Source organism: Natronomonas sp. EA1 (genome assembly GCF_051195035.1).
Classification (GTDB): domain Archaea; phylum Halobacteriota; class Halobacteria; order Halobacteriales; family Haloarculaceae; genus JBNTJV01.
The window spans coordinates 112243-136794 of record NZ_JBNTJV010000003.1 but is presented as its reverse complement, the minus strand read 5'-3'; the positions used below and the strand labels follow the sequence as shown (position 1 = coordinate 136794).

Genomic DNA, 24552 nt, shown 5'->3' with positions numbered 1-24552 from the left:
TGTGCAGAGTAGCGGTCGTTTGCGCGGTCCCAAAAAACAGCGAGTGCGTTAATTAGTCTCGGCGGACCAGCAGAGCGAGCGCCAGGAGTACGAGTACGCTCGCTGTGAGCGTGTATCCTGGCTGACCCGTGCTCGTCGGCGTGGCTGCCTGCGTTGGCGTCGCCGATGGCCCGGTCGCGGTCGGCGTTGGCGTGCTCGTGGGTGCTACGGTCTCCGTTGGCGACGGTGCCGGGGTCGGTGGGGCCGTCGACTCCGGAGTCGGGGTGGCAGTCGCAGTTGGCGTAGCCGTGGGTGTCGGGGTCGGCGTTGCTGTCGGTGTCGTCGTCGAATCAACCGAGGACGTACGTGAGCTCGTATCGTCGGTTTGGGTGTTCGACGAGTCAGATCTGCTGTCACTCGTGGACGTAATCGGGCTGCTCCGAGCTAGTGTCACAGTTCCTGTCGAGTAGGTCAGCGAGACGTTCACGCGAAGGCCACCTGTAACCTCTGTCACGGTGTAGCTCGCCGAATCACCCTTGTAGGTGACGGCGAGCTGGCTCGGGTCGGAGACATCCCATGCCTGCAGTAGGCTGTTCGGGATAAACGTCTTATAGTAGCCCTGGTGGATCTCGCCGTCGACCGTCTCGTGAGGCCCGGCGAGTTGGACACTAATGCTCGGCGGCGTCTCACTGGTACCGGGTTCGTACTGCGGCTGGCGGAACCGCTGGGCGTTCGTGGAGATGGTGAGTCCCGAGAGAGCTTCCGGACTCGTCTCAATCGCACCAGTCGTTCCATCACCGACTTTCACGTAGGCGACCGCGCTAAGACCGATATCCGCGGTGTCGTTCCCACGATTCCAGTTCTCGAGGCGGGGGGCATCGGTGCGGAAGTTGAGGTCCGACGGTGAAAGCACGGTGCTGACACGCGTGCGCCCATCACCCAGATACTCGGTGGTAAAGGTGGGATTCCGGCCGTTCGTCACTAACGTCCGTGCCGCGTAGTCAGAGAGCACGGCCGTCACACGGAACTTCGTCTCGGAGGTCGCGCCAATCTTCGTGAGCTCCACACGGTTGTTCGGTGTTTTGAGCGTCAGGTACACACCGCCGTACGGGCCGATACCCGTAGCGATGTCGGGTGTCGTGGTTGGTACCGGGCCGCTCACGTGCTCGACGGTCGTCTGTGTGACGACCGGGCTCGTCACCTCGACCGACACGGTCTGTTCACCGTCAATTGAGATCTCGTGAGTCCCCGTCGTGGTGAACGTGTGGAAGAATCCGGCCGATCCGGTCTCACCGGGTTCAGCGGCGATGCGCTTGGTCGCGACTTCTTTTCCGTCGACCGAGATCGTGACCTCGCGGACGCCTGCGGCGTCCCCGACGTTCTCGACCTGGACGGGAATGTAACTCTGCTTGTCGACCACGAGCCGACTGGGGATCGGCTGGTCCGGCAATTGGAGATCAGCTGTTCCGGTCGCATCCTCGAACACGTGTAACTGGACGTATCGCGTGTTCAGGAAGTGGTAGTGTCTTCCGGGTTCGTCGAAGCTTCCGGTGATCGTGATGGTCTTCGATTCACCGGGGGCGAGCGTGAGCTGCCGAGCTGCGTAGGTCGCTCCGAGCGAGATGTCCTCGTAGGTCGTCGCCGTTTTGTCCGTCGGGTTCGTGTAGGTCACCTCGAGACTGACATCTTCACCGACTTCGACGCCGTCGTTGACGGTGACGGACTCCTCGACGATGCGTTGCTTGACGGCGAGCGTTTCGAGGAGCTGACCGTTGAGTTCCGGCCCCCACTGTGAGCCCTTCTCGACGCGGTCGCGGAACGCCGTGGTGAGCGTCACCGTTGTCGTCTCCCCCGCTGCGAGGGTGACCTCTTTCGAGACGAGCTCACGCTGGTGGTCGGTAATCGAGACCGGATAGGTGCCTGTCTCACCGGTGTTCTTCACTGTCGCCGTCACGGACACCTCCTCATCGACGTATGCGGTCGACGGAGAGATGCTGTAGTCGGTGACGGTCACCGGGTTGTTCACGGAGACGCCTAAGTCGGTGTAGTCGTTCGCGACGAGGTCGTAGAACCGACCGTTCGGGAACGTCGCGTCAAGGGTGATGGTCTTTTTTTCACCGGCAGCCAGCGTCACGTCCGTCTGGGCGAACGTCTCGCCGTACTTCTCGCGGAGAGTCACGGGATACGTCCCTGCCGTCTCACCGGTGTTTTCCACTGTGAGCGTGAACGTCTCGGGCGATTCGACATCGGCCGACCCGTCGTAGCTCACGTCCGTGACAGACACCGGGTTCTCGACGGTCACCGATGCACTGGTACTCTCGACAGCGTACTCGCGTTCGCCTGCGAGGCTGAACGTCGTAGTGAACGAGACCGTCTTCGTCTCGCCGGCGGACAGTGTCACCGATTTCTGCGAGGAGTCCGAGTTCTCGTAGTTCGAGCCGTAGAGGTCGAACGTCGCCTTCTTCGAGGCGGTGTTCGTCACCGTGGCGGTGAACGTGACCGGCTCGCCGGCCGTCACCGTCTCTGACGCGGGCGACACGGAGTCGACGCGCAGCGGGCTCTGCGGTGACACCACCAGGGATTCACCGAGGACGCTGACCGTCCGCTGGTAGCCGTGATCGAATCGGAGCGTCACGTCGACCATCTTCGTCTCACCCGCCGCGAGTGACACGCGAATGGATGTCAGGACGTTCCCATTCTCGTCGAGCACGGCGACTGGTTCCGCTACCGCGCTGCTCGTCGGGTTCGAGAGTGTGATCTGCGCGGTCGTGTCCTCCTTCGCGACCACCGTGTCTGGGAAGGAGATATCTGAGACCGTTAGTGGTGAGGTTACCTCGACGCTCTGTGTAGCATCGCCAACGGTGAACGTTCCCGTACCGGCGATACCGAAATCGGTGGTGAACGTCACCTGTTTGGTCTCACCCTTCGAGAGTGAGACGGTCTTTGAAGCGTAGCTCGCGAACGGCCCGCCGAAGCCACTGAGTCTGTACGCCTTCGCTGGGCCGTTCTGGTTCGTCACTGTCGCGGTGAAAGTGATGGCCTCCCCGGGCGTGACAGCACTCGAGGGGGCTGTCAGATCGGTAACCGTGAGCGCCGGAACCGGATCGACGGTTGCCGACTGTCCTAGCACGGAGACGGCCTGCTCGTAGTCCGAACTGAACGTCGTCGGGATCTCGACCGACGTGGTCTGACTGGCTGTGACCGTCGCAGATGTCGAGCCGAGCACGCGACCGTACTCGTCGACCACCGCGACCGTCTCGGTCACCTCACTCGAGGTTGGGTTCTTTAGGGTGACGCTCACGGCCGTCTCCGTCCGCGTCACCGGTTCCGTGGGGATGGAGAGGTCCGTCGCCGTTAGTGAACTCGCGACCGTCGCCGTCGCCGAAGCGCTGCCGAACTCGACGGTCCCTTCCCCGGCGATGGGAAAGGAAGTCGTGAATGTCACCGTCTTCGTCTCGCCCGCGGCGAAGCTCACGTCCTTCCGGAGTGAGGTATACGACATCGTCGGCGAAACCTGTCCAGAGAGGGTATAGGTGCCCGCCGGGCCGTTGTTCGTGGCCGTGACGCTCACTGTCGCCTGTTCGCCGATCCCCACGCTGTTGGCGCTGAGGCTGATGTCCTGCACCGAGATGGGCGAAACCGGAGAGACAAGTACCGATTGACCGTTCACGTGCAGGAGTTGCGTCCGGGCGCTATCGAGCGTCACGTCCACCGTGACGGTCTTCGACGCATCCGCCGCGAGCGTCACCGATTTCTCGCCGACGATACGGTTGTTCTGGTCCTGGAACGCGACCGGGACCGTGACCTCGCTCGATGTGGGATTCGTGACCAATACCTCGTACGCGTGTGCGACGCCGGCGTACACCGTCTCGGGTGTCGTGACACCCGTCACGTCGAGCGGACTCGTCACGTCGACGGATGCCGACTGCTGGCCGATAGTAATCGATCCTCTCCCGGCGTAGTCGAACGCGGTCGTGAAGCTCACGTCCTTCGTCTCCCCTTGCGCACTGAACGAAACGGTCTTGCTGAGCGAATTGTACGATGGCTGTGAATTCCCACTCACGACATAGTCACCAGCCTGTACCTTGTTCGTCACCGTCGCCGTCACCGCAACCTGCTCGCCGATCGCCACGCTCTCCGACGAGAGCGAGAGGGAATCGACGGATACCGGCGCTTCAGGTGAGACACTCGCCGAAGCCGCCCCGGCCGTCACCGTCTCAGTGTATGTACTCATGAGGACGGCGTCGACCGTGACCGTCTTTGAACTCTCCGCAGCTACCGTTACGGACTTCGATCCGATTGTCTGCCCGCGTCCGTTCTGGAGTGCGACCGGGGCCGTGACCTCACTCGCGGTCGGGTTCTTCACCGTGACATCGTATCCCTGCGGAATCTGCGTGTAGACCGTACTCGGTGGGACGATACCGCTCATCGTGAGCGGATTCGTTACGTCGACCGTTCCGACTGTGACGCCCGACCGTGTCTGTAGCGCGTAGGAGCCCTCACCCGCGAACGAGACGGTGGTTGACGCACTCGCTGTCGAGGCAGCTGGCACGACGAGGTCGATCGTCGCCTTCCGCACGAATTGGCCTTGACTATCGACCGTCCCGACCTCGACGAACCGTGAGGTGTCGCTCGACCCGTGGTTCGTCCCGGTCACCTCAACGGTGAGCGCTTCACCGACGGTTGCATCCGTCGGGGTAACACTTCCACTGTCGATCGAGATCTGCGGGAGGACATCGCCGGTCATCGGCGACTGGCCGTTTACTCGAAGTGACGCGTCCTCGCGGGCGTAATAGAACCCTGAACTCAGTGAAACGGTCCGTGTGTCACCAGCTGCTAGTGTCACTGTTTCCACGGGCGTGGAGCCTGCTGACGCGACGCTTCCGGTCTCCGTGTACGTCGCAACCGTGAACGTCTCCTGGCCACTCCCGGGATTCTCGACCGTAACGTCGGTAGTCACGTCGGTTCCGGAACGCCACGGCGGACTCTGAATCTGCGTGTCCGTGATCGTGACTGGGCTCTGTACCTGGAGTGTCGCCTCGTCGCCGGCGACTCGCCGTCCGCTTCCGTCACGCAGACGGACGGTCAACGTGTGGGTTCCCCCACCTAGGTACCCCTGCGGAAGGGTAAGGGTGAGCGTTCCCTCTCGGGAATCGACCGGCCCGGAGAGTCCGTTGTTGCTTGAGTGAGCCGAACTGGCATACAGCTTCGGCCCACTCACCATCAGCTCGTAATTCGCCGGGTCTGCCCCCGACGGAAGCTTGTACGCGAGCTGAATTGTTGACTCCGAACTGGAGTCGATCGTGGCGTCCGGAAGGGCGATCCCCGGACTCGATGCGACGCTATCGATACTTGTATTCCCACCCGAAGTGGTCTCAGCACTCGCAATCGGAACCCCCACTAACGATAACTCGATTGTTAGCGCAGCGATGATAACAAATACAGATACATTCTTTATAGCTGACTTCACTATGGTTCGTCTCTATCAGTCAATTACTAGAACATTACGGTTCCGTTAGGAGTTTTCCGATCCGTGGTCACTCGACGGTGACGCTCTTCGCGAGGTTCCGGGGCTTGTCGATGGTGCGGTCGAGCTCGTACGCGGTATGGTAGGCAACGAGCTGGAGCTGGACGTTCGCGAGCATCGCCGCGGTTCGCGCGGTCGTTCGTGGGATCTCCAACACAGCGTCCGCATAGCGCTCCACGTCGCTCTGCCCGTCCGTCACGGCGATGACGGGAGCGCCCCGGGACTCCACCTCTTTGACGTTGCCGATCGTCTTCTGTGCCCGCTCGTCGTCCCCCGTGACGACCGCGAAGACGGGCGTGTTCTCGGTGACAAGCGCGAGCGGGCCGTGTTTTAGCTCCCCCGCGGCGAACCCCTCGGCGTGCTCGTAGGTAATCTCCTTGAACTTGAGTGCGCCCTCCAGCGCGACCGGGAAGTCCAGTCCGCGGCCGATGAAGAAGAACGCGTTGCCGTCCCCGAACTCGTCGACGACATCGGCCGCTTTCGAGTCGTCGAGCACCTGCTGGACCTGCTCGGGGAGCTCGCGAAGCGCGGAAATGAGCGAACGGGTCTGCTCGACACCCGTCGCAGCGGTGAGCCGCTCGACGAGCACGTTGAGTGCAACCAGCTGCGAGGAGAACGTCTTCGTCGCGGCGACGCCGATCTCGGGGCCTGCACGGATGTAGAGGGCGTGGTCGCACTCGCGGGCGGCCGTGCTCCCGACGACGTTCGTGAGCGCGAGCGTCCGCGCCCCGCGTACGCTCGCCTCCCGCAGCGCACTGAGGGTGTCCGCCGTCTCCCCGCTCTGGGTAACACCGACGACGAGCGTGTCGGGCGTGATCGGTGCCGGCCCGAGGGCGTACTCGCTCGCGAGATACGCCTGGGCAGGGACGCCCGCATCGCGGAGGAGCTCCGCGGCGTACAACGCGGCGTGATACGAGGTGCCGCAGGCGACGAACTGCACGGCGTCGGGGCGTTCGAGTTCGTCGAGTTCGTCGACGCTGAAGCGCCCCCCGAATTCGTCAACGCGCCCGCGGAGACACTGTCGGAGCGCCGTCGGCTGTTCGTGAATTTCCTTGAGCATGAAGTGGTCGTAGCCGCTTTTCCCCGTCTGCTCCGGGCTCCACTCCACGGTCTTGACAACTTTCTCGACGGGACTCGCCCCGTCGAAGACCGTCCAGTTCCCCGGTCGGAGGACGGCGTACTCGCCGTTCTCGAGGTAGACGACATCGCGGGTGTACTCGAGGAACGCGGGCACGTCGCTGGCGACGAAGGTGGCGTCCCCATCCACGCCGATGACGAGCGGTGAGTCGTTGCGGGCGGTGAAGATGGCGTGTTCGCCCTCGACGACAGCTGCGAGTGCGTAGCTCCCGTCGAGCCGCTCTACCGCCGCTGTGAACGCTTCCTCCGGTGGTTTTCCGGCATCGAGCTGTCGAGCGATGAGGTGCGGTACCACCTCGGAGTCCGTGTCGCTGGTGAACTCGACGCCCTCCACCCGGAGCTCGTCGCGAAGCGCCTGATAGTTCTCGATGATGCCGTTGTGAACGACCGCGACGCGACCGGCCTCGTCCATGTGCGGGTGTGAGTTCCGGTCGGATGGCGGGCCGTGCGTGCTCCAGCGGGTGTGACCGATGCCGAGCGAGCCGTCGAACGCCTCGGTCGTCTCGAGCTGGCGACGCAGGTTCTCCAGTTCGCCCTCGCGTTTCTCGACGGTCACCGTCTCCCCACCGAAGGCGATACCGGCGGAGTCGTAGCCGCGGTATTCGAGGTTCTTCAGGCCCGCGAGCAGCGTCTCTTTCGTGTCGCCCCCCCGGCCGATACAGCCGATGATACCGCACATTATTGTCTCACCTCCACGCCAGCGGCCACGTTCTCTGCCACCGTACTCCCGGCTTCGATGCGGGCGTTCGGCCCGATGAGCGTCCCCGGTTTCACCGTGGCACCACCCCCGACGTGCGCGCGGTCGGCGACGACCGAGCCGAGCGTGCGGTCCTCGTGGACGGCCGTGCCGACGTGGACGTCCGAGGAGCCACCGGCGAGGGTGACGGCGACATCGAGCGTCGCCCCCTGCGCGAGGACGGAGTCGACGGCCGTGGCGTTCGCGCCGAGGGTGACGTCCGATTCGACGAGGGTTCGCCGGACGATCGCGCCCGCGCCGATGGTCGCGTTCTGCCCGATCGCGCTGTACGGCCCGACGACCGCCTGGGCGTCGACGACGGCATCCTCGCTCACGACGACCGGAGCGACGAGCGTGGCGTCCTCGTGGACGCTCGCCGAGTCATCGACGTAGACGCCCGTCCTCCGCTCGGAGTACGGGAGCCACCCCTGTGAGAGCACCTGCGTGGTGACCGCGAGGAGATGCCACGGGTAGGTCACCCCCTGCCAGGCACCGTCGGTTCTCACGCCACGGATCTGGTTTCCGGTGTCGATGTGCTTCCCGATCGCGTCCGTGAGCCTGCGTTCCCCGTTTCGCTGTTCCGTGCCGTCGACCGTCTCGAAGATCGACGGGCCGAACGCGTAGACGCCACGATTGAGGAATCGGTAGGTGTCATCCCTCGGATCTTCGGCGAGTTCGACCACCCGATCCCCGTCGAGCCGGACGGCCCCGTACTCCGCGACACGCTCGCTCTCGAGGACGGCGAGCGTCCCAATCGTATCCATCGTGTGCGCGTCGATGACGCTGTCGACGACGCCACTTCGCACCAGCTCGTCCCCGTTGACGACGACGAAGTCCTTGTCGATGTCGTCCCGAGCTTGAAGCAAGGCGTGTCCCGTCCCCAGCTGTTTCTCCTGGGTGTGGTAGGTGATCGGACAGTCCCTGTACGTCGGCCCGAAGTGGTTCTGGACTCGGGTTCGGTTGTACCCCACGACGATGTGGAGCTCCTCGACACCGGCGTCGACGAGCGCGTCGAGGACATGTGATAGGATTGGCCGCGTTCCGGCCGAAAGCATCGGTTTCGGCCGATTTCTCGTCAACGGCCGAAGTCGCTCCCCCTCCCCCCCTGCAAGCACCACCGCCGAATCGATGTGCATCAGGATACACTGTTGTCAAGTCAGTCAGTTAAGTGTTGATAGTCTTTAGAGCAGATTCGAGGCGAAATCCTTGCCCTGCAGGGCGTCACCGGAACGTGGGGCCTTCTGGTTGCCCGCCAGACGGCGTCTGGCAACGGAATAAAATCGGCCACCACATCTATTATATCTTGTCCTATATATTCGGACAGTATCCGACAAAGCGAAACAAGGGATAAGGGTCTGCCTTCGAGTCAACCTGGGGACGAGCTAAAGATATTCAGATATCGTTCTGCTGACGATGTCCTGCGACATCTCGTCGATGCCCACGAATCGGAGTTCACAATAAACGAACTCGTGGCTGCGACGGACTACAGCCGATCGACGATCTGGCGAGCGGTTGAGCTCCTCGAAGGGGTTGATGTCGTTCGAATTCGTGAGACGCCCCAACGGAAATACGTCAGTATTGACTCCGCCCATCTACAGAAAGACGACCCGATACTCGGTATCCAACAACCCGAGTACCACGAACCGCTTCGAAGCTTCATCGATCGGGTGGCGCGTGCCATCGAGAATACAGACGGCGTTGAGCAACTGCTCGGTGTACTCGTCTTTGGGAGTGTTGCCACGGGATCAGCCGACCGGAAAAGCGATATCGACGTGTTCGTCCTTCTCGATGGCGACCGAACAGTAGCACGACGTGTGGTCACTGAGGTTGCGACCGAACTCGGGGAGGAATGATTCGATGGGAATCGCTATACGTTTGAACCCTTCGTCGAATCTGCCGAGAGCGCAGTTCGGGCGGGAGACAAACTCGCGGAGATGTTTCACGAGGGAGTGACGGTGGATAGTGGCGAGACGTTCCAGTCGGTACGAAAAACGGTACTACAAGATGAGTAGCAATCGAATCGAGACACTGCTCGAAGGAGGCTTTCACCTACATTTTCGAGGCGGAGGCCCCTTCCTCAACGGAGTGAGCGAAGCGACCGGAGTAGGGAGAGGAGGAGCCGACAATCCGTCCACAACCCACAGTGCAAAGACGTACTATCAGGACGGGCTGGCAGCACGGGCGCGTGCTGAAATACTGTTCGAGCTAGCCGCGGAAACCCACGAGTTCATCGTCAACCAATCCGCGAAGCGACACGAGTGTCTCTGCAACCCGTCGTAAGCCGATTTCGTGGAATTCCGAGACGGGGTATCCGTTTTCGAAAGTTCCACCCACTGCTGGCTACCCAAGAAACGTCTCCAGTCCCGCCCGAAGTGACAGCCCCGGGTCGAAGCCGAGTTGTTCGCGTGCCTTCGTGATCTCGGCGACGGAGTGGTCGATGTCTCCCGGTCGGGGATCCGTGTACGTAATCTCGGAGTCAGTTTCGGTGACCTCGCGTATCGTCTCCGCGAGCTCGGCGATGCTGGTCTCGGCTCCGGTCCCGATGTTGAACGCCTCGCCGACGTGGTCGGTCCGGGCTGCGAGCAGTAGTGCGTCGACGACATCCGAAACGTGGACGAAATCCCGTGTCTGTGAGCCGTCGCCGTCGACCGTGATAGGATTGCCCGCTTCCGCCTGCTCCTTGAAGATACTGATGACGCCCCCGTAGTCACCGGCCGTCTGTCCCGGGCCGTAGACGTTGAAGAAGCGAAGCGCGACGGTCTCGAGGCCATAGAACTCGTGATATGCACGGGCGTACTGGTCGATGGTCGCCTTGTCGATACCGTACGGCGATTCCGGCTGAATGGGATGGGCTTCGTCGATGGGCGTGTACTCCGGCTGGCCGTAAATGGCACTGCTGGAGGCGATGACCACCCTAACGTCGTGTTTGCGAGCCAGCTCGAGGAGGTTCAGCGTCGCATCCGCGTTGACCGTGTGGCTCCCGATCGGGTCCTCGACGGAGCGAGCGACTGAGACGACCGCGGCGAGGTGGAAGACGACATCCACCGAGTGAAGGGCTTCGTCCATGGTTTCGGTGTCCCGGACATCCGCTTCGATGAGCTCGGCCTGGGTGGGAATGTCTTTGGGTGTGTGGCTTTCGAGGTGGTCGAGGACCGTGACGGTCGCGCCGTGTTCGAGGAGGGACTCCGTGAGATGGCTCCCTATGAAGCCCGCTCCACCGGTGACGAGTGCAGAGATTGAGGACAGTTCAGAGACCACTGTTGGGTACTCATTCCCCGACTATCTTCTTAAGTTGATTGTTTGATAGAAATAGTGATTATGACGCAATATCACACGACAGCGTATCCCGGATACCGGATTTCAGGAGAACCATTGAAAATAATACAGTGATTCTAGACGGACGAAAGCGTTTATTGTGGAGCAGTTGAACCATTCAGACGAATCTACACGATCCCGCTCGCAGGGGAACGGGAGGGAGGAGGTAACCAACGAAGATGTCGGAAACTGAATCACAACGGGGACTCGAATCGAGGGGGACAGCACTACAGCGACCAGCCGTGGGCGTTATCGCGACAGCCGACAACGGCAACGAGGTCGCGGGGGCGGTGCTTCGAGCGCAAAGCCACGACCACGACGTGCTCGTCATCGCGACCGATCCAGGCGTCGAAGGTGCTCGCTTCGCGGACCAGCTCGGGGCGACGGTCGTCGTCCCCGAGCACACCAGACAGAGGGAGGACGTGCTCTGGCAGACGCTCGCGAACGAGGCCCGGGACATCGGCTATCCCGGGCTGTTGACGCACGGCACCCTCAGCCGAACGATCGACTACGAGGCGAGCGTGGCGGCGGCCACCGAGTCGACCTCGTATGCGGTCGCGCCGGAGTTCACGGCCGCGGTGGGTTCAGCGCCCACCGTCCTGGCCGCGATCCCGGCCTACAACGAGGCGAAGACGATCGCAGACGTGGTGGCGGAGGCGACGCCCCACGCTGACGAGGTACTCGTCGTCGACGACGGGAGCTCGGATGCGACCGTCGAGCAGGCGCTCGATGCTGGCGCGACCGTCATCGAACACGAGACGAACAAGGGATACGGTGGGGCGTTGAAGACGGCGTTTCAGGAAGCCGACCTCGCGAACGCTGCACATCTCGTGATTCTCGATGGCGACGGCCAGCACGACCCGAGTGATATTCCGGACTTGGTCGAACAGCAGCGTGCCAACGACGCGGATATCGTTATCGGCAGTCGGTTCGAGGAGGGCTCGGAGACGGAACTACCGTTGTATCGGCGGTTTGGATTGCGTGTTGTGAACTTGCTCACAAATTTGAGTCTGGGTGTGGTTCGAAGGAATTCGAGAATTGCTGACACACAGAGTGGCTTTCGGGCGTACAATCAGCAGGCGATTGCGTCGCTCGCGGCTGACAGTGGTGTTGGTGACCACATGGGCGCAAGCACGGATATCCTGTATCACGCCCACAAGCAGGGATACACTGTAGAGGAAGTGGGAACGACCATCGACTACGAAGTCGAGAACGCGAGTAGTCAGCATCCACTCTCGCATGGACTACAGCTAGTGAACAATATTCTGCGAACGGTAGAGAGAGAACGGCCGGTGACGGTGCTGGGAGTCCCAGGCTTTCTGAGTGCTGTGGTTGGGCTGGGCTTTGGCTACGCGACGTTCTCGAACTTCCTGAACTCTGGCGTGTTTCCACTGGGATTAGCGCTCGTGTCCGTGTTCTTCACGCTGGCCGGGATCTTCGCGGCGTTCACCGCGATTATTTTGCACTCGCTGGAGACGCACTCGCGATAGATTATTCTCCTTCGCTTTCGTCGTCCGGCGAACCGTGGGTTCCGATGGGCTCATCGAGGTCGATAACGACCAGGCCGTCATCTTCGAGGAGCGTTGGCTCGTACTGTGTCGTCACCACGGGGATGAGCTCGTATCGCTCGAGAAACGCCTTCGGGGCGACCGTTCCACCGGAGTCCGTTTTCGTGATGGTGTACGCCGCGTCGTCGGCGTCCTTGTCCGCGACCGGCTCGATGCCGACGTGATGCTCATCCTCGTCGTAGTACATCACAGCCCCGTCGCTCTCCTCGAAATACGCCTCGATTGCAGCCTGATTGATGCCGATACTCCCCGATTTTCGAATCGAGATCATCGGCTCCGTTCCTGCTGGGCGTCCCCGGCCGCTTCCGGCCTCCTCGAATTTCTCGAATGGCATAGAGAGTTATTCAAGGTTAGATGACTTTACTATTTGGATGTGTTCAGTGTATTTGGTGACATTTCGATGCATTCTCCAACGTTTGTGGATTCGCTTCTACGACAGTGATCTTCTGTGCTTATTGTCGTCCTCTCGTGCAGAGAATGGTCTGCGTTAGATCTGGCTCCACGGAGAGTCGCCCAACGGTCGCCTTTGCGTCCGCTTCTTCCCTGTCGCTCTCACCGCTCGAGTGCTGCGTCCCTGTATGCACGCACCGTGGGCACCTCTCTTCGGTGGTAATCGTATGCTGGCCTGCGCGATACGTCTCGGTAAATGTACTCGAGTACCGGCGTGTGCGTATCCTGCGTCGAGTCGACGACTTCACCATCGACCAGCAATCGAATGTCGTCGATTCGGTGGGTCCATTTGACAGTCGCGTTGCGAATCGATGGCTCGTCAGCCGGTAGTCCACGGTCGCCCGGACAGTCCCGGTGGGCGCGACGTAGAGCGGTTGGTCGTCTGGCGTGCTCGGGTTGCAGGTTGAACGGCGAACACCTCGACGGACGCGTCCTCGGTGACCACGCTATCGTCGAAAGTGGCGTCCGGTGGGTGGATGGATGTAGAGTCGTTCGTTACAGGGAACTCCGCGTGGTCACCGCGGTTCCACCGTGCGACGGCCTTGGGTGGGCTGTCGAACGGTACGTCCGTGCCCGCCGCGAGTTCGTCGATGGCGCTGGTGTTGGTGGTCAGATTGGTCCTGTCACGGTCGCCGGACCAGAGCAAGGGAAACGTAGTGTCGTTCACGCTGTGGTCGGTGCTGTTCGGTGGAGGCAGGTCCGGGGGGGGCGTGGGCGAGTACGGGCGTGGCCATGAGCAGGAGTGTGCAGGTGAGTACGGTCAGAACCCGCAACTCGAGCCCCCGGCGACCACGTTGTTCAGCAGGAACGTGATGATGGCCGTACCCAGTGGCGCGATCAGGACGCCGTAGATGAGGCCCTGGTTGCGGAGTTCCTTCAGTTCCTTCTTTCGGTCGGCGCGGCGCGTCATCGGGATGGTGACGGTTGCCCCAAGGGCGATGAGTCCCCCGACGAGCGGGCCGCCGAACTGGACCAGCGTGAACATGTTCTGGATGGTCTGAGCGAGCTGCGTGTTGCAGAACGCCTGGCCCGTTGACTGGGCGGCCACGGGTGTCGAGGCGACAAGTAGGAGTGGGAACGTTGTCACCCCGGCGTGCGCTGGGAGACTGGTCAGCGATGCGATTCTGGTGCGACTTGGGATTGCGTCACGACGCGAGTCCATATGTGACTGAGTGGTCGGTTGTCTCTGTTCGGCGTAGAGACCTCTTTCGTGCAAATTACTCGTTGTACTTAATTGATTTATATTTTCTAACTAGAGGATTATTCGACAGTGATTCGGGTCTGGCCAAGTCGAAATAGACGTTCTTGACCACTGGCCACTCGAGTGAGGAAATACTCGACCTGTAAAACGCCACGGTCAGCTTACTACAGTCGGTATCTGTGGCACGTATTATTCGCACTACAGATAGTCAACGCCGCCCTGGTCGGTCTGGTAATGAAAATGTACCCAGTACCGTTAGATTGATTCGTTGTGTCAATAATCTCAATCCAATGCTTGACAGTAAGACGATTTTAATTACGGGGGGGGCAGGGTCCGTTGGTGAACGATTGATCCCCAGATTTCTAGAAAGTGATCTCGAATCAATCCGAATTTTCGAGAATAATGAGCCGGGGCTTGCCTCAATTCGTCGCCGTCTAGATGACGATCGCTGTAGGTACCTCGTCGGTGATGTAAGAGACAAGAATCGGTTAGAACGTGCAATGCAAAATGTCGACATTGTCGTCCATACTGCAGCGATGAAACACGTCGATATCTCTGAATACAATCCGTTCGAGGCGGTCAAGACGAACGTTCTTGGATTGCAGAACATCGTCGATACCGCGATCGATGAATCGGTCGAAAAACTTGTCTTCACAAGCAGCGACAAGGCCGTCGCCCCATCGAATACTATGGGAACGACCAAACTCCTGGGTGAACGGCTTGTGACTGCCGGTAACAAGTATCGCGGTAATCGCGAGATTACCCTCGCCTCAGTTCGATTCGGTAACGTTGTAAACTCCTCAGAATCCGTCGTCCAATTATTTGCTGAACAAATTCAGAACGGTGGACCAGTAACCCTTACAGATGAACGAATGACCCGGTTCTTCCTGACCTTCGAGGGGATTGGAGATCTCGTTTTAGGCGCGTTAGAACATATGGAAGGTGGTGAAGTGTTCTTGCGGAAGATGACAGCAATGCGTATCGAGGATCTTGCTCAGGCAATGATAGATGTTCTCGCACCTCAGTATGGATACGACCCGGAACAGGTTCAGGTTGAGCTAATCGGACGCCGTATCGGTGAGACTATCCACGAACATATAATGACAGAACGGGAAGCCCATCGAGCTGTGGAGAACGGGGAGTTGTATGCAATCCCACCCGAGAAAACAACTGAGAACGGCTACCTAACTCATAAAGGGCTTGAAGGGTTTTCCGCCCCAGAAGTTGTAGAACGGTCTTCGGGAGAGGCTGACTTACTGGCTCCTGCCGAAGTTCGTTCATTCGTTGAGGACGAAATCGTTTCGGAGGTCAAGGATGAGTAAGCCAGTCGCCGTCACCGGGGCTGCTGGATTCATTGGGCGATGGGTCGTCGATGAATTGCTAAATCAGGGATACTCAGTTATTAGCCTTGATGATTTCTCGAACGGGCGTCGAGAGAACATCGAAGAGTTCCATAATGAGCCACGATTCGAGTTTTTCGAAGGCGATATTCGTGATGAAGCGGCTATTGAGCGACTAATCAATCAGGAGACTGCAGCCTGCATTCATCTTGCAGCAGAGATCGATGTCCATGAAAGTCTTGAGCGTCCGAACGATCACTTCGAGGTGAACGTTGTCGGGACGCGAAATGTTCTCGAAGCATGCCGGGCCACGGACACGCGACTTGGACTAATGGGCACCTGTATGGTGTATGATATGGCAGACTCCGAGGACGGCATCGACGAAACGCATCCTGTAAAGCCAGCATCTCCATATGCAGGCACGAAGCTCGCTGCAGAGAATGTCGCCGAATCGTATTACCATGGGTACGATCTACCGGTAACGATCCTACGTCCGTTCAACACCTATGGCCCGTACCAAGAGGTTGGGGTTGTCCCGATATTCGTCGAGCGTGATTTGAACGGCGAGCCGTTGAAGATTTACGGAGACGGTACACAGACACGTGACTTGCTATACGCCACCGACTGTGCGCGATTCGTAGTTGACGCGACGTTCAGCGAAGCAGCGGTGGGAGAGGTGTTGAACGCTGGCACCGGGGAGGACGTCTCAATCAACGAACTCGCGAGACTCATCGCGAGTGATGGAAGAAACATTGAGCACGTCGAACATCACCACCCACAAAGTGAGGTTCCGAAACTGTTGTGTGATCCATCGAAGGCGAAGGAGGTACTCGAGTGGGAGCCAGAGTACAGCCTCGAAGCAGGCATCGAGGAGTTACGAACTTGGCTTTCGAACCGGTCGAACAAATGATTGACGAACCACTACCTGCGATAGAGGGAGGGGAGCCGATGTTCGAAGAGGGGATTGGCTATGGCGGACAGTCGATTTCCGAGGACGATAAACAGGCAGTCCTCGAGTCGATGGAGGGTGACTATATTACTCGTGGACCAACTGTCGACAAGTTCGAGGCAGCCGTAGCCGAGTATGTCGGTGTCGACCACGCCGTTGCAGTGACCTCAGGCACCGCCGCATTACACCTGATCGGAAAGGCCGCAGGATTCGGAGCGGGAGACGAAGTAATCACAACGCCGCTCACATTCGCATCGACAGCGCACGCCGCGGTCTATAATGACGCTACGCCGGTGTTTGCGGACGTCAAACGAGATACGCGAAATATTGACCCAGAGTCGGTTCGCGAAAAGATTACGGATGACACAGCAGGCCTCATTCCGATGCACTATGCAGGCCAACCATGTGAGCTCGACGAAATGCTGGCCATCGCGGACGAACACGACCTGACTCTCATCTGGGACGCCTGTCACGCTATTGGCTCAACGTGGCGTGGAGAGCCAGTTGGGAGTCACCAAGATGCGGCGATTTTCAGCTTTCACCCGGTCAAAAATATCACCACTGCTGAAGGAGGGATGGTCGTTACCGACGACGACGACCTGGCTACACGTGTTAGGTCGCTCCGCTCGTTCGATATGGAATACGACCCTGCTGGACACGAGGACGAGCCGTGGTTCCAAGTCACGGAGGGGGTTGGGTACAACTACAACGTCACCGATCTTCAGGCAGCTCTCGGGCTGTCGCAACTCGAGCGAATCGAGGAATTCAAACAGCGAAGAGCTGACATCATCAACCGGTACGAGGAAGCGTTTGCAGATATTTCGGGACTCCAGACGCCTACGGTCAAAGATGATGTGGACCCGATGTGGCACCTCTATGCAGTCGAGATCGACGAAGGATTCGGCTGTGGCCGGAAACGGTTCGTCAACGCGATGCATGCGGAGAACATCTATGTCCAAGTTCACTACGTCCCACTAAATTACCATCCGCTGTTCCAGTCGGAGTTCGGCTATGAACCTGGACAATTCCCGAACGCTGAAGCGGTCTACGATCGGGTTGTCTCGCTTCCGCTGTACCCTGCGATGGACGGCCAAACGGTCGAGCACGTGATTGCTGCGATTCGTCGACTCCACGACTACGAGACGTAGCGGGCAGGACATTTATATCTGGAAGCGAAGGAGTGTTCTACATGAAGTCGTTCACAATCGGCGACCGACCTGTTGGTCCCGACGAGCCCACATTCGTCATTGCCGAAGCTGGGTCGAATCACAACGGTGACATCGACATCGCGAAGGAACTCATCGATGTGGCCGCCAAAGCGGGTGCTGATGCAGTTAAGTTTCAAACATTCAGGGCAGAGGACCTCTACGTAGAAGATAGCGGGAACGTCGAGTACCTTGACGACGAACGGAGTATCTACGACATTATCGAGTCGATGGAGATGCCCTACGAGTGGATTCCGGAACTCCACGATTACTGCAACGAACAAAACGTGGTTTTCATGTCAACCCCGTTTGATGAGCGATCTGCCGAGGAACTGGAGCCGTACGTTCCAGCATGGAAAGTAGCTTCCTACACAAGCAGTCACCTTCCATTTCTCCAACATCTCGCTGGGACGGACAAACCGATCATTATGTCCACGGGAGCGCATGAGTTAGCGGAAGTTCGGGAGTCTGTCGAGGGGCTCCGCGACGCGGGCGTTGAAGATCTTGTATTACTCCAGTGTGTGGCGGCATATCCGACCCCACTGTCTGACATTAACGTTCAAGTGGTCAAAACTTTGGCAGAGGAATTTAACGTGATGAGTGGCATCTCGGATCACACAATCGAGCCCACGACGGCACCAACTGCGGCCGTCGCCCTCGGAGCGGGAGTTGTAGAAAAGCATTTCACCCTCGATAAGGACATGGAAGGTCCTGACCACGAGTTCGCGTTAGAACCAGATGAGCTGAACTCTATGATCGCAGCTATCCGAGATACTGAACGTGCACTCGGGGGGGGGGGCAAACGGGTCCTGGAGGTCGAAGAAGAGCTCCATGATAAAGCGAGACGAACGATTCAGGCGGTCACCGAAATTAATCCAGGAGATCAAGTTACCAGAGATAAGATTAATATTCTCCGCCCAGGAGAGCAAAAGCAAGGTCTATTGCCAAAACATTACGACGAAGTAGTTGGAAAAACGGCCGCCAAACATATTCAAGAAGGTAGTGGTATCCAGTGGGATGATTTGGAAGAGTAGCTAGCTGCTTTCGGGTTGAATATCCACCTCTACATAATACGTTTCCCCATCAATTTCGATTCGAGCATTATCGTGGGGGGGGAACGTTAGTGCTCGCAATCGGTTTACTAACTCTTTCACAGTAACCTCCTCCTCGGGAGAGAGTTCACACAACTCCTGAAACTCTGCTGTTTCGTGGTACGTTCCTGCCTCCCGCTTCTGTTCGACCTGGGGGGCGGTACCTTCCTCAACCTCCGGCCAGACATCAGTGAATAGCTCGACTTGCGCGTCTTCAAGCCGCTTGTATAGATCTTTTCCCGAGTCTGCAAAGTCCACATCTACCTCTCGCTGTGCAACGATATCACCCGTATCAATCGATGCGTCCATGTGATGGAGGGTGACCCCCGCTTGTGTTCCTTCAACGATACTCCACACGTTTGGATTTGCGCCACGATTGTAGGGGAGGTACGCTGGGTGGAGATTCAGGCAGGCTTCTTTTGGAACGTCCAGAATCTCCTTCGGGACAATATGCCGGTAGCCACATGAGATGAGATAATCCGGTTCTACCTCTGGGACCACCGTGAGTTGGTCTTTGGTAGTAAGTAGTGAATGAACAGAGATGCCATCCCGCTCACAGAGCCACTCGTAGATCCGCATTCCAGCATCATTGATTCCCAGAAAAACAACGTCAAGTTCTTCACTCATACGGCTCTGTTTTCCTCTGCCAACGAAAGTAATTGTTGGATGACTCGTTCTGTTCCTCGCGCATCAACGAGCTGGCGGCCCCGTCTACAGCGCCTCCGGCAGAGTTTTGGATGGTCTAAATACTGTTTGATTGCACGTCGCACGCCATTTGTACAATCAGCTGGTTGTACCACACTTGCAATGTCACGTCCGGAGAGTGCCGCAGCAATTGGCACTTGGTTTTCAACAACAGGAATACTCACAATTGGGGTTCCCAAAGCGAGGAGTTCGTATGTTGTCGTGCTTGCTGTACTGACAGCGATATCTGCTTGCAACATTCGTTCCGGGAGATCACGGGGGTCACGGGTCACAACGACAGGTGTCGAGATGCTCTCTGCAGTCGTTCGAATCTCGTGTTCTTGTTCCTCGGAAAACCCAGGGCCAATAATAGTATCCACGCGAACCGAAAGGCCATCGAATGCCTGGAGAACCTTCGGTGTTAGGTTTGCCACGTCGCTGCCCCCCATCGTGATGATTGCTTTCCTCGGGGGGTCTCGGTATATTTGGCCTCGTGTGGATAGGTTTCGGATTACATCACGGAGAAGAACGTAGTCAGGTCCGAGACACCACTTCGGAGGCTGGCCTATAAAGTTATACTCCAATGACTCTGCGTACAAATTTCCATTGATGAACAGGTCAGAACAGATATCATGAATGTCGTCGTCTTGGAGTACTGCGAGTGGAACACGGCTACGCACTATGCGTTGATAGAACGTGTCCACAGGGTACGCGTCGGTGAACACCATGTTAGGTGACACCGTATCAATCCACTCGACGAACGGTTCTGGGTCATCTCTTTTTGGCAGTTTGAATGTATTAACTTGAGTCGGACAAACATCTTTGACGTGTCGTGGTGTCGTCGTGGCGAACGTAACGCGATGTCCTCGATCGACGATTTTCGCAGCTAGTGCCCCGGAGCGAACGAGGTGCCCGTAGCCAATTTCCGGACCACCATCAGCTCTAATTGCGAGATGCATCGTGCGCAGCTTTCTGTGACACAGATTCGTTCATATCAGCCAACCCATGTTCGTCGATATACGCCACAACGTCAGCGAACTCAGGGGTGATGCTGTAATCCACGCGTTCGAATATTTCTCGTAGTAGTAGATAATCTGCGGCTTCATCAAGTGTTAGTCGGAGATCGGTGCGGCCACGTAATTCATCATTCTCAAATACTTCCTGAGATGCAACATTCGATAATTCGAATACCCCGGGATTATCCCGATAGTAGAGAGTCACGTGTTCAAGATGAGCGGCCTCCGTAGCCTCCTCATAGACACGCTGGAGACTCTCCAGGGTGAATGCTTCAACGTCCAGTCCTCTCGGGAAGGTTCGGTCAAGTATGTTCGATGCATAGTCAGCATCGGCCTTCCTGCGTTGTCTAACGACCGCATCAAGAACCCGTGGATCTATGAGTGGACAATCGCCCGTGACACGAACGACCTCATCCGCTCCAACACATTCAGCCGCATCATACATCCTAAGAAGAACGTTTGTTTCATTGCCACGAAACACCGGAACCTCGTTATTCTCACCGCACCACTTTAAAATATCATCGGCAGACTTATCCGAAGTTGCTACAACCACTTGATCAATTTCTTTTGCATTTTTAACCCTCCGAATTACATGATTTAAGGCAAATTCATCACCTAATTGGAGTAAAACTTTCCCGGGAAGTCGAGTAGAACCCATCCGAGCTTGGATAATTGCGACAGTATGTCCGCCCATGCTTAGTACATAGGGAGAGAGATAATAAATCCAGGTTCGTTATGTGATCTTTAGCATGCTACTGCGACTATTTGAATGAGCTAGAATACATAATCATTGAGACAGTCGAACCGCCCGCAGAAGTGAATTAGATATTTGAAACTTATTTCTAAGTGTCCGAAACCTCTGATATGTTGAAACTGATTGCGACGCCGACCGAGGAAATCGGGCCTGAGTATTAGAAGTTGTCTCGATCGAGGTTTGAGGAGTCATCCGACGCCTGAGCGACCGGGTCGGGGGCAACCGACTGGCTGTCTACAAGGATGTCGTAGTACCGATCGATGGACTCGTCTTTCGTGAACCGAGCTTCGAACGCAGTCCGAGCGTTCTCGCCTTGCTCCCGAACAAGATCGGGGTTGGTTGTCCATGTATTGATTGCCTCCACTACCGCTGCAGTGTCTCCTTGGGCAGCGTTGATCCCTGCGTCGAATGCACCCACAATTTGGGCTTCGTCGTCGTCTGGTTGGGAGATGACAAGGATAGGCATCCCGGCAGCCATTGCGGTGTAGAGTTTGCTCGATACACAGATGCCCTCCATGCCCTCTTGGACGGTCACAATCGACACGTCACCAGCCGTGAGTGAGTACGGGAGATCGTCGAGAGGCTGGTATGGGAGGAACTTGATTCGGGAGCCGCGAAGGCCATACTCTTCAGCGAGATCGACTATGGCTGCCTTCTTGTCACCCTCTCCGATAATGAGTATTGTTACGTCCACTTCGTCGTCAAGCTGCGCGGCCGCTTCGACAACGGTTTCGAGGTCATGGTTCTCACCGATATTCCCCGAGTAGAGCAGTGTGAACGTCTCATCCACACCGTGCTTCTCAGCGAACCAGTTCTCTTCTTTCGCTTTGGGCTGGATGAACTCCTCGTCTTCCCAGTTGTGGATGATGGCAATCTTCGACGTATCGAAGCCAGGGCCAGCATTGGCGGCGATACGAGATCGCATTACAGGCCCTAATGCTACGATATGCTTCGCGTCACCGAACACGTACTCGTTCAGTTTGGACCACGTTTGGTCGACAAGGCCATCCGCTTCGAAGTATCCCGTCTCGATAGTGAAGTCCGGATAGAGGTCGTGCACGATGAAGGTGTATTCCCAGCCCCGGAGCTTGCAGACCAACCACATTGCCACGGGGAGGAACGGGGGATTGGAAACGAACACGAGCTCACGGTCACGGCCGGGCCGTGAGACCAGTAATCGCAGGAACATCCAGACCGTGAACACGACCCAGTTGAAGCCCCGGCGAAGGAACGACAACTGTCGAACTTGAGGGGCCCTAATTCGGGTCACATCGACACCTTCGTGGGTTGAGTGGGTAGGCTGTTTCCCGTTATCGCCGCTGTGGTAGTTCGGCTGGCCGGTGAAAACCCTCATGTCCAGTCCACGGTCTTGGAGCCCCACCGCGAGGTCAGTCATCAGCTGCCCGGTCGAAGCCGTATCCGGGTGAAAATACTCGGTGACGAGGGCATACTCGGTATTGGAATTAGACATGAAGTAGAAAAGCTTGGATGAAACTACCTGTCTAAACTCTACACGAGCGGACGGTTCTTCTCATACCACTCAATGGTCTGCCGTAGCCCATCCTCAAATGAGACTTCAGCTTCCCACTCGAAGCGGTCCTTCGCACGGGAGACATCAAGACACCGCCGCGGTTGGCCGTCTGGCTTTGACGTATCCCAGTTTATGTCGCCCTCGAAGTTTGTCAAGTCTGCAATCAACTCAATGAGGTCCTTGATGCTGATCTCCTCACCAGTCCCCAGATTTACTGGCTCGCTCTCGTTATATAGTTCCGTCGCATCAAGGATACCCCTTGCTGCATCAGTTACATAAAGGAACTCACGGGTGGGCTCGCCGGTGCCCCACGCAGTAATCGACTCGTCTCCTGCCTCGCGCGCTTCGATGCACTTGCGGATGATAGCGGGGATGACGTGGGAGGTCTCAAGGTCGAAGTCGTCACGCGGGCCGTAGAGATTCACAGGGAGGAGATATATACTGTCGAAATCATACTGGTCGCGGTAAGCCTTCGATTGCGTCAACAGGGCACGCTTCGCGATGCCGTACGGTGCGTTCGTCTCTTCGGGATACCCCTCGAAGAGGTTCTCTTCCTCGAACGGAATCGGCGTTTGTTTCGGGTACGCACAAATCGTCCCGAGAACAGTGAATTTCTCGATGTCGTACTGCCGCGCCTGCTCCATGAGTTCGATACCCATGATGGCGTTGTCGTAGAAGTACCGACCAGGATTCTTCGCGTTCGCGCCGATGCCGCCGACTGTCGCCGCGAGGTGGATGACCACGTCCGCGTCAGAATTCTCGAACGCTCGCTGGATTGCATCGCGGTTTCGGAGATCGTACTCGCTACTGCGTGGGACGAAGATGTCCACATCATCGCTTCGAGCTTCGAGTTCGTCGATAACGTGGCTGCCGAGGAAGCCTGCGCCCCCTGTGACCATCACCGTCTTACCGTTCCAGTAGTCGTGTGTAGTCATCGCCAGTCGACGCGGCCCATCCATGTCTCCGTGTTGCCGGCGTACCACTCGATAGTTCGACGGGCTCCTTCACGCCACTCGACTTCGGGTTCCCAGCCGGTTTCCTCGTGGAGTTTCTCATACCCGACGAGCAGTTCTTCAACGTCGCTGTCGCCGGGGCGATAGCGATCGTCACGCTGTACGATTTCGGGATTGTCCCAGTAGTCTTCTTCGGAGCCGACCTCCAGCAAAAGGTTGGCCCACTCGCGCATCGAGATGTTCTCGCCGTAGCCGTAGACATACTCCTCACCGGGCCGGCCTTCGAGTGCGACGTGCATGTGACCGCGGATGCCGTCCTCGACGTAGCACATGTCACGTTTCGGGGTGAGGTTCCCGAGTTCAACAATCTCGCGCTCAAGTGCTTGCGTGATGATGGTGCCTGTAATGTATCGCGGATTCTGTCGAGGACCGTAGTTGTTGAACATCCGCGTGGTGACCCCTGGCAACCCGTAGGCGTCGTGATAGTTCATCGTGAGGAAGTCCGCAGCGAGTTTGGATGTGGCGTACACAGAAGTGGGGTTAACCGGCGACCGTTCACTAAGGATGACTCGCCCGTCTTCCTCATACTCGTGTAAGTCCTCCATCTGTTGATCGACATTACCGTATTCCTCACTAGTTCCCGCGGTATCGAACTTGTAGAGGTCGAGGTCGAGGTCTACACAAGCTTGGAGAAGATTTAGCGTGCCATTAATATTGGTGTCGATAGTCTCGTACGGTCGGTCCCATGATTCTCCGACGTGCGCCTGCGCGGCAAGGTGAAATAGAATGATATCGGAATAATCTTTCATTGATTTCAGAGCCTCCGTCACAGAGTGTTTGTCGCGAAGGTCTCCCCTGTGGACCGCGATCTCATCTTGGAGATGCTGGATGTTTCTGAGTTCGCCACTTGACGTAGCGCGGACGAACACGTGGACATCCGCGCCGAATTCAACTAATGTCTCAATTAAATGAGATCCAATGAACCCATCTGCCCCGGTCACGAATACAGGTCGGTCAACGAATCGTGATCTGAGATTCATCCGTTATTGTCTTGTTGTGAATTCAAGACTTGAACGATTCGGTTCGGTCTAACTACAATACCGCGCCACAGATACT

The 24552-nt window shown here is 57.8% G+C and carries 17 protein-coding genes and 1 pseudogene; 6 read left to right on the top strand and 12 right to left on the bottom strand.

The genetic code is table 11. The annotated features are described in order from the left end of the window. Nucleotides 1-52: 52 nt before the first annotated feature. The 3 genes from ACQUQR_RS10240 to ACQUQR_RS10230 form a co-directional block, all read right to left on the bottom strand. Complete coding sequence (locus ACQUQR_RS10240) at nucleotides 53-4939, bottom strand: hypothetical protein (RefSeq protein ID WP_435196379.1); 4887 nt, start codon at nucleotides 4937-4939, stop codon at nucleotides 53-55. A gap of 577 nt (nucleotides 4940-5516) precedes the next feature. After that, nucleotides 5517-7322, bottom strand: a complete 1806-nt coding sequence (gene glmS / locus ACQUQR_RS10235; RefSeq protein ID WP_435196378.1) for a glutamine--fructose-6-phosphate transaminase (isomerizing) — start codon at nucleotides 7320-7322, stop codon at nucleotides 5517-5519. Further along, nucleotides 7322-8515 (bottom strand): sugar phosphate nucleotidyltransferase, encoded by a 1194-nt coding sequence (locus ACQUQR_RS10230; protein ID WP_435196377.1) that lies wholly within the window; start codon nucleotides 8513-8515, stop codon nucleotides 7322-7324. Before ACQUQR_RS10230 ends, glmS begins: the two co-directional genes overlap by 1 nt. 178 nt (nucleotides 8516-8693) lie before the next feature. Here ACQUQR_RS10230 and ACQUQR_RS10225 point away from each other — a divergent pair. Continuing rightward, a pseudogene (locus ACQUQR_RS10225) lies at nucleotides 8694-9391 on the top strand (nucleotidyltransferase domain-containing protein). A gap of 328 nt (nucleotides 9392-9719) precedes the next feature. Here ACQUQR_RS10225 and ACQUQR_RS10220 read toward each other — a convergent pair. Next, nucleotides 9720-10637, bottom strand: coding sequence for an NAD-dependent epimerase/dehydratase family protein (locus tag ACQUQR_RS10220; RefSeq protein WP_435196376.1), 918 nt, complete (start codon nucleotides 10635-10637; stop codon nucleotides 9720-9722). Between the two features lie 299 nt (nucleotides 10638-10936). Here ACQUQR_RS10220 and ACQUQR_RS10215 point away from each other — a divergent pair, with 299 nt between their 5' ends. After that, a complete protein-coding gene (locus tag ACQUQR_RS10215; RefSeq protein ID WP_435196375.1) occupies nucleotides 10937-12184 on the top strand; it encodes a glycosyltransferase family 2 protein in 1248 nt (415 codons plus the stop codon). Between the two features lies 1 nt (nucleotide 12185). Here ACQUQR_RS10215 and ACQUQR_RS10210 read toward each other — a convergent pair whose 3' ends face one another. From ACQUQR_RS10210 to ACQUQR_RS10200, 3 genes are all read right to left on the bottom strand, one after another. Further along, complete coding sequence (locus tag ACQUQR_RS10210) at nucleotides 12186-12596, bottom strand: hypothetical protein (protein ID WP_435196374.1); 411 nt, start codon at nucleotides 12594-12596, stop codon at nucleotides 12186-12188. A gap of 435 nt (nucleotides 12597-13031) precedes the next feature. Beyond that, complete coding sequence (locus ACQUQR_RS10205; protein WP_435196373.1) at nucleotides 13032-13379, bottom strand: hypothetical protein; 348 nt, start codon at nucleotides 13377-13379, stop codon at nucleotides 13032-13034. Between the two features lie 93 nt (nucleotides 13380-13472). Beyond that, the gene (locus ACQUQR_RS10200; RefSeq protein ID WP_435196372.1) at nucleotides 13473-13760 is read right to left on the bottom strand and encodes a hypothetical protein; all 288 of its coding nucleotides are present in this window, start codon (nucleotides 13758-13760) and stop codon (nucleotides 13473-13475) included. 443 nt (nucleotides 13761-14203) lie between these two features. Here ACQUQR_RS10200 and ACQUQR_RS10195 point away from each other — a divergent pair, with 443 nt between their 5' ends. Genes ACQUQR_RS10195 through ACQUQR_RS10180 form a run of 4 tightly spaced genes read left to right on the top strand, consistent with a single transcriptional unit; the run spans nucleotide 14204 to nucleotide 18441 of the window. Further along, nucleotides 14204-15235: an SDR family NAD(P)-dependent oxidoreductase gene (locus ACQUQR_RS10195; protein WP_435196371.1), complete on the top strand. Its 1032-nt coding sequence runs from the start codon at nucleotides 14204-14206 to the stop codon at nucleotides 15233-15235. After that, nucleotides 15228-16163, top strand: coding sequence for a dTDP-glucose 4,6-dehydratase (locus ACQUQR_RS10190; RefSeq protein ID WP_435196370.1), 936 nt, complete (start codon nucleotides 15228-15230; stop codon nucleotides 16161-16163). Before ACQUQR_RS10195 ends, ACQUQR_RS10190 begins: the two co-directional genes overlap by 8 nt. Next, nucleotides 16160-17350, top strand: a complete 1191-nt coding sequence (locus tag ACQUQR_RS10185; RefSeq protein WP_435196369.1) for a DegT/DnrJ/EryC1/StrS family aminotransferase — start codon at nucleotides 16160-16162, stop codon at nucleotides 17348-17350. The genes ACQUQR_RS10190 and ACQUQR_RS10185 overlap by 4 nt, the downstream gene beginning before the upstream one ends. A gap of 41 nt (nucleotides 17351-17391) precedes the next feature. Beyond that, nucleotides 17392-18441: an N-acetylneuraminate synthase family protein gene (locus tag ACQUQR_RS10180; protein ID WP_435196368.1), complete on the top strand. Its 1050-nt coding sequence runs from the start codon at nucleotides 17392-17394 to the stop codon at nucleotides 18439-18441. On the opposite strand, the gene ACQUQR_RS10175 is transcribed toward ACQUQR_RS10180, so the two are convergent. From ACQUQR_RS10175 to ACQUQR_RS10155, 5 genes are all read right to left on the bottom strand, one after another. Continuing rightward, on the bottom strand, nucleotides 18442-19125 hold the full coding sequence (locus ACQUQR_RS10175) for a methionyl-tRNA formyltransferase (RefSeq protein WP_435196367.1): 684 nt from the start codon (nucleotides 19123-19125) through the stop codon (nucleotides 18442-18444). Nucleotides 19126-20124: 999 nt separating this feature from the next. Then, nucleotides 20125-20892: a cytidylyltransferase domain-containing protein gene (locus tag ACQUQR_RS10170; protein ID WP_435196366.1), complete on the bottom strand. Its 768-nt coding sequence runs from the start codon at nucleotides 20890-20892 to the stop codon at nucleotides 20125-20127. Between the two features lie 217 nt (nucleotides 20893-21109). Continuing rightward, complete coding sequence (locus ACQUQR_RS10165; protein WP_435196365.1) at nucleotides 21110-22348, bottom strand: glycosyltransferase family 4 protein; 1239 nt, start codon at nucleotides 22346-22348, stop codon at nucleotides 21110-21112. A 113-nt stretch (nucleotides 22349-22461) separates the two neighbouring features. Continuing rightward, the gene (locus ACQUQR_RS10160; RefSeq protein ID WP_435196363.1) at nucleotides 22462-23418 is read right to left on the bottom strand and encodes a GDP-L-fucose synthase family protein; all 957 of its coding nucleotides are present in this window, start codon (nucleotides 23416-23418) and stop codon (nucleotides 22462-22464) included. Then, the gene (locus ACQUQR_RS10155; RefSeq protein ID WP_435196362.1) at nucleotides 23415-24437 is read right to left on the bottom strand and encodes a GDP-mannose 4,6-dehydratase; all 1023 of its coding nucleotides are present in this window, start codon (nucleotides 24435-24437) and stop codon (nucleotides 23415-23417) included. The genes ACQUQR_RS10160 and ACQUQR_RS10155 overlap by 4 nt, the downstream gene beginning before the upstream one ends. Nucleotides 24438-24552: the final 115 nt, after the last annotated feature.